This window comes from Cypionkella sp. (assembly GCF_034376685.1).
Classification (GTDB): Bacteria; Pseudomonadota; Alphaproteobacteria; order Rhodobacterales; family Rhodobacteraceae; genus Cypionkella.
The window spans coordinates 1-10,920 of sequence record NZ_JAXMJJ010000050.1 but is presented as its reverse complement, the minus strand read 5'-3'; the positions used below and the strand labels follow the sequence as shown (position 1 = coordinate 10,920).

The window sequence follows — 10,920 nt, the reverse complement described above, 5'->3', positions numbered from 1 at the left end:
GCGATCAGCTATACGAACACTGTAGAGAACACAGGCAAAGAGACGCAGACGGATGTGCGTGTGGAGGACCCTCTGGTGGGTCTGGACACGACGCTTGCGAGCCTTGCGGTTGGTGCAAGCGAGGTGTTCACAGAAAGCTATGTTGTGACACAGGCGGATGTGGATGCGGGGCGAGTGACGAATATCGCGACGGCTTCGGGGGAGGCTCCGGACGGGTCTGGTGTTGTTGCGGACCCTGCACAGGTGAGCGTGCCTCCGGTTCAGGCGCCATCGCTTGGGCTTGTGAAGTCGGCCTCTGTTGGGGGTGCGGGCGGTGTGGGTGATGTGATCAGCTATACGTTTGTGGTGACGAACACGGGCAATGTGACGGTGTCGGATGTGAGTGTGAGCGATCCTTTGGCGGGTCTGAGCGCGATTGTGCCGGCCAGCGTTGCAGGCCTTGCACCGGGTGCGAGCGCGGAGTTCACAGCGCAGCTTGAGATCACGCAGGCGCATGTTGATGCGGGCGGTGTGACGAACCTTGCGACGGCTTCGGGGCTTGACCCGAATGATGATCCTGTGACGGCGCCGTCTGCGACGGGGACGGCTCCGGATGGGTCAGCGGTTGCGCCCGAGGATCAGGTTGCGGATACGCCGACGGTGACGGATCTGGCGCGTGTGCCGGGCCTTTTGATCACGAAGACGGCGAGCCCCGACGATGTCCTTCCTGCGGTGGGCGCGGCGATCAGCTATACGATCACGGTCGAGAACACCGGCAATGTGACGCTGACGGATGTGCGTGTGGAGGACCCTCTGGTGGGTCTGGACACGACGCTTGCGAGCCTTGCGGTTGGTGCAAGCGAGGTGTTCACAGAAAGCTATGTTGTGACACAGGCGGATGTGGATGCGGGGCTGGTCTTCAACCGCGCAAGTGTCACAGCTGTAGCGCCAGATGGGCAAGATTTGCGCGAGGTTGATACAGTGACGGTACCGCCGGTTGTTTTGCCAGCGATCAGCGTGACCAAAACTGCGACACCGATTGATCTGATCCCGGTGGCTGGAGATTCCATCACCTATACGATCACCGTTGAGAACATGGGCAATGTGACGCTGTCAGACGTGCGCGTGCTTGATCCGCTGGTTGGGCTGGACACGACCGTGCCGAGTCTTGCCGTTGGTGAGCGTCTGGTCTTTGTGGAAAGCTATGTAGTCACGGCTGCGGATATTACTGCCGGTCAGGTCATCAACACGGCGACTGCTGAAGGGCGCAGTCCAGACGGCACTGTTGTGACGGGCAGCGACACGGTCGCTGTCCCTGAGACCCCAGGAAGCATCTCGGGCACTGTCTATATTGATATCAACGAGAACGGTGTGCTGGATAGCGAAGATATCCGGCTGCCGGGCTATACGGTCCGGTTGTTTGACGCAAACGGCGTGTTGGTTGCCGAAACGATCACGGACGCCGATGGCAATTACGTGTTCACATCGCTTACAAGCAGGCGGTTCTATAGCATCACCTTTGTCTCGCCAGATGGCGACACCATCGGACAAATCCAGAATGTGTTTGTGGGGACGGGGGATGGTTTGGTGGTCGAAAACCAAAACCAGTCCATCTTGATTGGTGGCACTCTTGCGATCACGAAAACAGCCGGTGTCAGTTCTGTGCGGGCAGGCGATCTATTGAATTACGAGATTGCCATCCGCAACACCGGCACGGCTGATGTGACGCTTGATGTTGTTGATACGCTGCCGGCCGGCTTTGTGTATCGCGAGGGCAGTGCCGCGGTTGACGGTGTGGCGTTTGCCCCTTTGCAATCTGGTCAGGTGCTCCGCTTCGAGGGTGTGACAGCGCGGGCAGGCGGTGTGACAAACATAAGCCTGACGACGTATATATCGTCCTCGGTTCCGGTTGGCACACATATCAACCGCGTGCAGATGTTCAGCGCCGTTACAGGAGCGCCCATCGGGCCAGAGGCGACGGCGGCCGTGCGTGTCGAGGTTGACTCTGTGTTCCAGTGCTCGACTTTGATTGGCCGCGTGTTCGATGACTTGAACCATGACGGTTATTTCAACGCCGAGCCGAAGGAAGATCGTTTTGCGCTGACCGATCAGACCTATTACGGGGGCAAGGGCAAGTTCTGGTCTGCGCCGGAGCCATCTGCGCCGAAGCGTGAAAAAGGTCTGCCGGGAGTGCGTCTGGTCACGCCCAACGGCATAGCAGTCACGACAGACGAGCATGGACGCTTCAGCCTGCCTTGCGCAGCATTGCCACGCGATATCGGGTCGAACTTCATGCTGCGGCTTGATGATCGGACTTTGCCCTTGGGCTATCGCGTGACGACCGAGAACCCGCGTGTGGTGCGCCTTACGCCGGGGATGCTGACCAAGATGAACTTTGGTGCGGCTATATTCCCTGTGGCGCGGGTGGATCTGTCAGCACGCGCGTTCACTGCAACGGGTGAGTTGCGGCCTGAGCTGAAAGCGGGTTTGCAAAAGCTGGTGGCCCAGATCGCGGCCAAGCCTTCGATTGTGCGCCTGGGCTATCAGGCGTCACCGGATGAACGTGACGCAGTGGGCAATACGCGCCTTCGCAGTGTCGAGCGCGAGATCAGGCGCTTGTGGTCGAAAGCAGGGCGCTATGCCCTGACGGTCGAGCGTCTGGTCGAACGGCCCGCGCGGCACCCTGACGGGCAATGAGGATGAGAGCGATGTGGAACAAATATAAAAGCACTTCCCTTCATAGCTCGGTGGTGTCGGTGCTGGCCTTGGTTGCCGGACTCAGCGCGGCACAAGCACAGGTCAACAACGGCAATTGTGCGCTGGTGGATGGTGCGCTGCCCGCAGGCTGCGCACATGACAATGCAGGTTTGGTGGTCAGCCGGCCCAGCCCGACATCGGCGGGACACAATTCAGCCGGAGATCTGGGTGATATCGGGTTCTCGATCTCGATTGATGCGGGGGTCACGCAGCCGCGCCAACATGTGGCGGGTGCGGCTGCGGTCACGGACCGGTTGGCGCGCGTGGATCGCGCTCTGAGCGAAATGGGTTTGCGTGTTACGGTGGACGGGTTAGGGGCCAAACCGATCCTGAATGTCTCGACTTCTGATCTGCGCCGCAGCTACAGGGCGGGGGAGGTGGTGAGCTTCCGCAGCTCCTCGAATTATCCGGCTTGGATCGCGCGCGCCGAGATTGTCGTGCTTGACCCGCGTCAGCCCGCGCAGCCCGTTGCTGTTGTGCCGACGGGGTCGAATGCGACAGCGAATTGGACCATGCCCGAAGGTGGACCCGACGAGATGGTCTATGTCTTGCGTGTGTATGATGCGCAGGGCCGGCGTGATGAAACCGTGCCCTTGCCTTTGATCCGCAGTGAGCGCGATTTGCCTGCATCGCAAGTGACGGGCAGCGTGCGTGCCGCAGGCGAGGGTGAAGATCGCACTGCACAGCGCCGCATTCCAGTGCGCGGTGGTGCCATCACCGTGTCTGGCACGGATATGCCTGCGAATGGCCAGCTTAGTCTGATGGGTGAGCCGATTGTGCCGGGCATCCAGCGCAATTTTGTCATTCAGCGCATTCTTCCGCCGGGCACACATGAAGTGACGATAAATGCAGGTCGTCAAAGCCAGGCACAGTCGGTCACGATCCCGCATCGCGATATCTTCGCGACTGGTATTGCCGAGGTCACGCTGGGGCGCGACCGCGCCAGTGACGAGACCTGGCGCTATGGGCGCGTTGCGGGCTTTGTGGACGGAATCTACGCGAATGGCACGCGGCTGACGGCGTCGGTCGATACGCGTGATACGGAACTGCGCGACATGTTCCGCCATCTGACGCGGCGGCATCCTGATCAGGTCTTGCGCGGGATCGAGGATCGCGATGTCTGGGTCACCACGGGCGATGACTCGCGCACCGAGAACCTGGCACCCACTTCGGGTCGGGTCTATCTGCGCGCGGAGCGCGACAACAGCCATATCATGTGGGGTGACTTCCGCCCTGAAAGCGACCTTTCCCGCGTGGTGCGAACGGACCGCACGCTTTACGGCGCTTCTGGCCGATTCGAGACGACCGAGACCATGCCCAATGGAGCGGCGCGGGCAACGATCACAGGCTATGCGGCACAAATCGACCGGTTGACGCAGCGGGATATCTTTCGCGGGACGGGGGGCAGTTCTTACTTCCTGTCGCGGCGCGATATTGAATCGGGCACGGAAACGCTGATTATTGAAGTGCGCGATCCAGTCTCGGGCCGTCTGATCTCCAGCCGCCGACTGGTGGAGGGGCGCGATTACCGGGTCGATTATGTGCAAGGTGTGGTCATTCTGGACGCGCCTCTCAGCCCGACGGCATCAGGCAGCGGCCTGACGACAGACCGTCTGTCAACGGCAGAGTAAAAGTGAGCCAAAGGGCAGCGCAAAATGTTGCCACTTTGGGGTTAGGGAGATTGTCGCGTGAGGGAGCGCGAGCATCCGGGCGACCGCGCTTGTCATTGAGCTGGCGGTTGCCCGGATGCTTTGGCCCGTCAGGGCCAACTGGGTGGAATTTGGGTGGACGGTTATGCCTTGTCCTGGCGGGCCTTGCTCTGGCCGAGGCGATAGCTTTCGCCGTTCATCTCAAGGATGTTTACGTGGTGGGTCAGCCGATCCAGAAGCGCGCCGGTCAGGCGCTCTGACCCAAAAGTTTCGGTCCATTCATCGAAGGGCAGGTTGCTGGTGATCAATGTTGCGCCGCGTTCATAGCGTTGCGAGATCAACTCGAACAAGAGTTCAGCGCCGGTTTTGCTGAGCGGCACGAAGCCCAACTCGTCGATGATCAGCAGCTTGTGGCTGACCATCTGCTTTTGAAGCCGCAGCAGTCTGCGTTCGTCCCTCGCCTCCATGAGTTCATGGACGAGTGCGGCGGCGGTGACAAAGCCCACGGACAGGCCCTTTTGGCAGGCAGATAGTCCAAGGCCGAGGGCGATGTGGGTCTTGCCGGTTCCGCTTGGGCCGAGCGCGATGACATTCTCGCGCCGCTCGACCCATTCGCAACGCGCCAGTTCCAGCACCTGCATCTTGTTCAGGGCGGGGATCGCCTTGAAGTCGAAGCTGTCCAGGCTTTTGACGGCAGGGAATTTGGCGGCCTTGATCCTGCGCTCGATCATGCGGCGTTCCCGGTCGATCATCTCCAACTCGATCAGACGCCCGAGGAACTGAACATGGTCCAGCCCTTCCGCCGCGGCCTGCGTGGCCAGTTTGCCGTATTCCCGCAGAACGGTTGGCAACCGAAGGGACTTCAGACGGTGGTTCAGAAGGATTTGGGGCGCGTCGCTCATGCTGCCCGCCCCCGCATCAGGGACATATAGCTGGCCGCGGATGTCGTGCCGACGTTGGCCTTGGGCAGATAGGGATAGACATCCAGATCCAGCTTGGGCGGCCGTCTCTCGACCTGACACAGCACGAGATGCTTGACGGCGTCAAAGCCAATCGCCCCCATCCGCAGGGCATTTTTGACGGCAACCTGCAGGTCTGCCATCTCGAATGTCTCCAAAAGCCGTAAGACCTGCACATACTCGCGCCGACCCGCCTTGATCATCCGGGCTTCCATCAAGCGGCGCAGGGTTGCGAACTCTTCCGGCAGATCCCAACCGGCCAAAGGGACCGCCTGATCGAGGGCGCCCACCTTCTGCTCCAGCAGGGGCAGATAATGGATCGGGTCAAAGACCATGTCTTCGCGATCCCAACAGCGGGGGTGGCGGGCGATGACATCACCGCCACAGCCAATAACCACCTGATCGACATAACCGCGAAGCCAGACGTCACGATGACCATAGGCAACCGGCACCGAGTAATCGTTGGTTTTGTAGCGCACCAGGGACTGCGAGTTCACTTGGCCGCTGGCCTGATCGCAGGTGTCGAACGGCGATGCGGGCAAATCCATCATCGCCTCAAGATCACGAACCAAGCGTTGCCCGATGCTGTCGCCGTGCCCACGCAAAACGTCCGCCTGACGCTTGCGGCATTGTTCCGCCAGCCAGGCATTCAGGGCGTCCCATGTCGCAAAACGGGGGATGGGCACCATGAAGTTGCGCCGCGCATATCCAACCAGGCCCTCGACAGCCCCCTTGTCATTGCCCTTGCCCGGACGACCGTAACGGTCATGGATGAAGTAGTGCGACAAGAACCCGCTGAACAGCTTGGTCCGCTTGCGTGTGCCATCCGGCAGGATCTTCGCCACCAGGCACCGGTCATTGTCATAGAGCACCGACTGCGGCACCCGGCCGAAGAAGGCAAAAGCATGGACATGGCCATCAATCCAAGCCTCGGAAACGGCTGCCGGGTAGGCCCGAACAAAACACGCATCGCTGTGGGGGAAATCCAGCGCGAAGAAATGCGCCTTCTGCTCCACGCCGCCGATCACCACCATCGCCTCGCCAAAATCTGCTTGGGCGTGGCCAGGGGCATGGGCCAGCGGCACAAACATTTCACGGCTGCGCCGACCATGTTCACGGACATAGTTCTTGACTGTCGTATAGCCGCCCTTGAACCCGTGTTCATCCCGCAGCCGCTCAAAAATACGCTTGGCTGTATGCCGTTGCTTGCGGTTCCGGGTGAGGTCCTCCTGCAACCACTGGTCGATGAAGCCCGTAAATGCATCCAGCTTGGGCCGCTTGATCTGAGCCGTTCGCTGATATCCGGGCGGAACCGAAAAGCTCATCATCTTATTTACGCTCGCCCGCGAGATCCCAAAGTGAACCGCTGCAGCGCGTTCGCTCATGCCGCCCCGACGCGCGAGACGGACCTTCCGATAGAGTTCCACGATTAAAATACCCCCGCCCTCCCTGTCGCCAGAAAGGGCCAAAGTGGCAAAGTTTTACTCTGCCCGCAGCAGGACTATCCCGCCACTTCCGTGGCAAACATTTGCACTGCCGTTCTCACAGAAGAAATTGCGCAGCGCACCGAAGGCCGTTACACGATCCAGCTTCAAGGCGGTGGCGCACTGGGCGGAGATCGCGACGTGGTGGAAGGTGTGCAGTTCGGTACTGTCGAGATGACCGTTTCTTCCACATCTGTGGTCGCAAACTTTGCGCCGGATTTCGCCGTCTTCGACGTGCCGTTCCTGTTCCGGGATTTCGATCACGCTCAGGCTGTGCTTGACGGAGAGGTTGGCACAGAAGTGTTGGGCACGCTGCGTGACGCGGGCTTTGTCGGCCTTGCAGCCGGGGGGATCGGCTTTCGCCAGTTGACCAACAACGTCCGCCCGGTCACAGTTGCCGCCGACGTCGCAGGCCTTAAAATTCGCACTCAGCAGAACGAATTGCATCTGAAAGCGTGGGAGGCCTTGGGTGCCCTGCCAACACCCATGGCGGTGACCGAAGTCTACTCTGCGCTCCAGCAAGGGGTCGTGGATGGTCAGGAAAATCCGGTCGGAGCGATCATAAACAACCGCTTCGGAGAAGTTCAAAAGTACATGAGCGTCACAAACCACGCTTTCACGCCCATCGTGTTGCTCATCAATCCTGGGATCTATGACGCGATGAGCGAAGCAGACCAGGAGATCTTCCGTGAAGCGGCCATTAGCGCCATGGCCCGTACCAAGGAAGAAGTTCTCAAAATCCAGGAGACTGGGCTGGAAACGCTGCGCGCTGGTGGCACAGAGATTCTGACCGAAGTGGACAGCGAAAGCTTCCGTACCAAGCTGGAACCGACCTTTGCCGAACTTTCCGAACGTTTTGGCGGTCGGATCGAGGCAATCAGAATCGTCGGTCAGTGATGCTTCCCGCGCTGCGGTCACATTTCATTGCGTGCGAACGGCAGCTCAACCGAGCGGTTGGGCTCGCTGCTGCCGTGATGCTTTTGATCGCGGCGGCAGCGGGGTTGTTCCAGGTACTCAGCAGGTTTCTGCTGAACACGCCCGCCTATTGGTCTGAGCCGCTGGTCCGGGTCTCGCTCATCTGGATGGTTTATCTCGGCTTGATGTCTGCGGCCCGCGGGGGCGCTCTGATCGCAGTGGGCTTCTTTTACGACAAGACCTACGGGCAAATGCGTGGTGTCCTGCGTCTTGCCATAATGCTTTCGATGCTGACCCTGTTTGCGGTCCTGACCTATTACGGCTGGCAGGCCGTCTATATGGTGCGCAACCAAACCATTGCTGGTTTCGGCCTTTCTGCATCTTGGGTCTATTCGGCGATCCCGGTCGGATCCAGTCTGGCCGCAATGGCCACCATTGCCCATTATCTTGATCCTGCCAAAGAGGCCTTGACCGGCCCTGATCCCCTGAAAGCGACCTGAAATGCTTCCTCTGATGATTGCTACGATGACGATAATGATGGCAATCGGCATCCCAGTTGCGGTTGCCATCGGACTGGCCAGCCTTGTCGGCATCGGCGGCTTTATGACCGTGCCACTGATTGTCATTCCGCAACAGGCGTTTGTCGCACTGGACAAATTTCCTCTCGCCGCAATTCCCTTCTTTATCCTTGCCGGCAATATCATGGCAGATGGAGGAATCTCGCGCCGTCTGGTGGATCTGGTTGAAAGCTGTGTCTACTCGATCCGGGGCGGCATCTTGTTGACCTGCATTTTCACCGCTCTGATCTTCGGTGCGGTATCGGGGTCGAGTGTAGCCACGACATTGGCAGTCGGCGCTATCCTTATACCTGCGATGGTCAGACGCGGCTATCCCGTCGGCTTTGCGGCCGCGCTGCAGGCGACAGCGGCGGAATTGTCTGTGCTGATCCCCCCTTCAATTCCAATGATCATTTACGGGCTATCAGCGAACGTTTCGGTCGGCGACCTTTTCGTGGCTGGCATCGGGCCGGGACTTCTTGTTGCCGTCGCGCTGAGCGCTTTTGTACTCGCTTACACCAGATACAAAGGCTACGCCGAGATCCGCGAAGACGTGCGCCCGCCCTTCTTTCCCGCCCTGCGGCATTCAAGCCTCGCGCTGCTGATGCCGATCATTGTCCTTGGCGGAATCTATGGCGGCGTGTTCACGCCGACAGAAGCTTCGGTTGTGGCGGTAGGCTATTCTCTGATCGTCACGCTGTTCATCTACAAGGAACTGAACCTGAAAGGTTTGGTTGCCGTCGTCCGCAGGTCAGCCATTTCTTCCGCAGTGGTCATGTTCATCGTCTCGATGGCCGGCATATTTTCTTTTGTTCTAACGCGTGCCGGCGTACCGGCAAGCATCGGCAACTGGATCACCGACACGTTCACCGATCCGATTTCCTTCCTACTTGCTGTTAATCTGTTCCTGTTCGTCATGGGCATGTTTGTTGAAACTTCTGCTTCGATCGTGGTTCTTGGCCCCATCCTCGCCCCTGTCGCCATCCAGTTCGGTATTGACCCGACCTATTTTGGTATTGTGATGATTTTTAACCTTGCGCTCGGCATGATCACGCCGCCGCTGGGAGTGAACCTATTTGCCGCCTGTGCAGTCGCGAATATCGGGATCGAAAAGATGGTTCCCCATCTTTTGCCGTTGATTGGCGTAATTTTGCTGTGTCTGGCTCTGGTCACTTTCGTTCCAGCGATTTCGTTGTTTTTGATTTGAGCCGGAATGGCCGTAAGCGCCGAAGCAACAGCGTGGTATAATGGTGACGAGTAGATAAGTTGAATCTTGTGTAATGCTTTAGCGCCAAGTTCCGAGGCTGCGACCTGTGACATACAGTCTTTAAAGGAGTTTGCTCGCTGGACAAACGTGGGGCCAGTCCATGAGGGGTCTTATTTTAGTGACCTGTACAGATGGGCATCAAGCGGCAATTACGAACAAAGTCTCAAATTGGGTAAAAGTTTCAAGGCTGCAGCATTCTAAAAGTGCTATGGCCGCTCTGAGGAACGTTGGACTAACCTGAAAAATTTAAATTTTGTCTGTTCACGCCCTTGACCCCATACGACGTCACTTGGCTTCTCGGGCAATCAAACTTTCGACCTCTGGCGCAGCTATGAACCGCCATGCGCGGCGCGGGCCGGCCATGACGTTGAGGTAGTAAAGCTCAAAGCCGTGGGGAACGCCGCAGGGATGATGGCCGCGCGGGACCAGCACCACATCGCCGTCTTTGACGGCCATCACCTCGTCAAGGCTGCCGTCATCGGCATAAACCCGCTGCACCGCCCAGCCGTCGGAGGGGTTTAGGCGGTGGTAATAGGTTTCCTCCAGATAGGTGATGCGGGGGAAATCGTCCTCATCGTGGCGGTGGCTGGGATAGCTCGACCAGTTGCCTGCGGGGGTGAACACCTCGGTTACCAGCAGGCTGTCGGCATAATCCTCGGCCTCCATGGCGATGTTGTTGATCCACCGGGTGTTCGGCCCGGTCCCGCGTTGCGTGAGGGTGATAGCTTCTGGCCCGATACGGCGCGCGCCGTGGCCCAACTGGCTGGGGGCGGAACAGACGGCAATGGTGCAATCGGTTGTCGCCACCGCCTGCCAGTCTTGCCCGTTCGGCACATAAAGGCAATGCGGCGGGGTTTTCTCGAAGACGTTCATCCGCTCGCCTAAGATGCCCCAATCCTGCCCCGCCGCAGTCACGGCGGCCTTGCCCTCTACCATCACCAGAATCACCTCCCGAGTGCCGGTCGCCTCGGCGGCACTTTCCCCTGCCCGCAGACGGTAAAGCGAAAAGCCGACGTAACGCCAACCCGCCGACTGCAGGGTGATTTCGTGCACTTTGCCATGGGTGCCAAATGGTTTGCGTTGCAGATTGGACATCATTATGACCCTCAGTTTGTCAGCCGCGCCCTTGCGGCGTTTGTGATGTAGGTCTCATAAGCAGCGCGCAGGCGCTCGGGACCGCCAACTTGGGGCACGGCGACATCCCACCAATGGCCTGCCCCGTCCAGACCGTCTCCGGGACCCGGGGCTGCGGTGGTGTCGATCACGATGACGGTCGGCTTGCGCTTGCCGCGCGCGGTCTGCAAGGCGGACTGCAAATCGGCGAGGTTCTTTGCCTTGACCGCATGCGCACCC

8 protein-coding genes and 1 pseudogene are annotated in these 10,920 nt (G+C 59.3%); 5 read left to right on the top strand and 4 right to left on the bottom strand.

Annotated features, from left to right (window positions below):
• Positions 1-2,676: SdrD B-like domain-containing protein (locus tag U1A24_RS10790; protein WP_322321980.1), on the top strand; the 2,676-nt coding region annotated here is incomplete at its 5' end.
• 11 nt (positions 2,677-2,687) lie between these two features.
• Complete coding sequence (locus U1A24_RS10785) at positions 2,688-4,367, top strand: hypothetical protein (protein ID WP_305248763.1); 1,680 nt, start codon at positions 2,688-2,690, stop codon at positions 4,365-4,367.
• A 161-nt stretch (positions 4,368-4,528) separates the two neighbouring features.
• Here U1A24_RS10785 and istB read toward each other — a convergent pair whose 3' ends face one another.
• Both istB and istA read right to left on the bottom strand, forming a co-directional pair.
• Entirely contained in the window at positions 4,529-5,287 is a 759-nt protein-coding gene (gene istB / locus U1A24_RS10780) for an IS21-like element helper ATPase IstB (protein WP_305248757.1), read from the bottom strand.
• Entirely contained in the window at positions 5,284-6,771 is a 1,488-nt protein-coding gene (gene istA, locus U1A24_RS10775) for an IS21 family transposase (RefSeq protein WP_416173485.1), read from the bottom strand. Before istA ends, istB begins: the two co-directional genes overlap by 4 nt.
• Before the next feature lie 90 nt (positions 6,772-6,861).
• On the opposite strand from istA, the gene U1A24_RS10770 reads away from it, so the two are divergent.
• The 3 genes from U1A24_RS10770 to U1A24_RS10760 all read left to right on the top strand — a co-directional run bounded on the left by U1A24_RS10770 (position 6,862) and on the right by U1A24_RS10760 (position 9,507).
• On the top strand, positions 6,862-7,725 hold the full coding sequence (locus U1A24_RS10770) for a DctP family TRAP transporter solute-binding subunit (protein WP_322321979.1): 864 nt from the start codon (positions 6,862-6,864) through the stop codon (positions 7,723-7,725).
• A gap of 77 nt (positions 7,726-7,802) precedes the next feature.
• Positions 7,803-8,243 carry a TRAP transporter small permease gene (locus U1A24_RS10765; protein WP_305249017.1) on the top strand — a complete coding sequence of 147 codons (441 nt, stop codon included), beginning with the start codon at positions 7,803-7,805 and terminating at the stop codon, positions 8,241-8,243.
• Between the two features lies 1 nt (position 8,244).
• On the top strand, positions 8,245-9,507 hold the full coding sequence (locus U1A24_RS10760; RefSeq protein WP_322321978.1) for a TRAP transporter large permease: 1,263 nt from the start codon (positions 8,245-8,247) through the stop codon (positions 9,505-9,507).
• Between the two features lie 345 nt (positions 9,508-9,852).
• On the opposite strand, the gene iolB is transcribed toward U1A24_RS10760, so the two are convergent.
• On the bottom strand, positions 9,853-10,662 hold the full coding sequence (iolB, locus tag U1A24_RS10755) for a 5-deoxy-glucuronate isomerase (RefSeq protein WP_305249016.1): 810 nt from the start codon (positions 10,660-10,662) through the stop codon (positions 9,853-9,855).
• 11 nt (positions 10,663-10,673) lie between these two features.
• Positions 10,674-10,920, bottom strand: a pseudogene (locus U1A24_RS10750) (3D-(3,5/4)-trihydroxycyclohexane-1,2-dione acylhydrolase (decyclizing)); the annotation flags it as partial.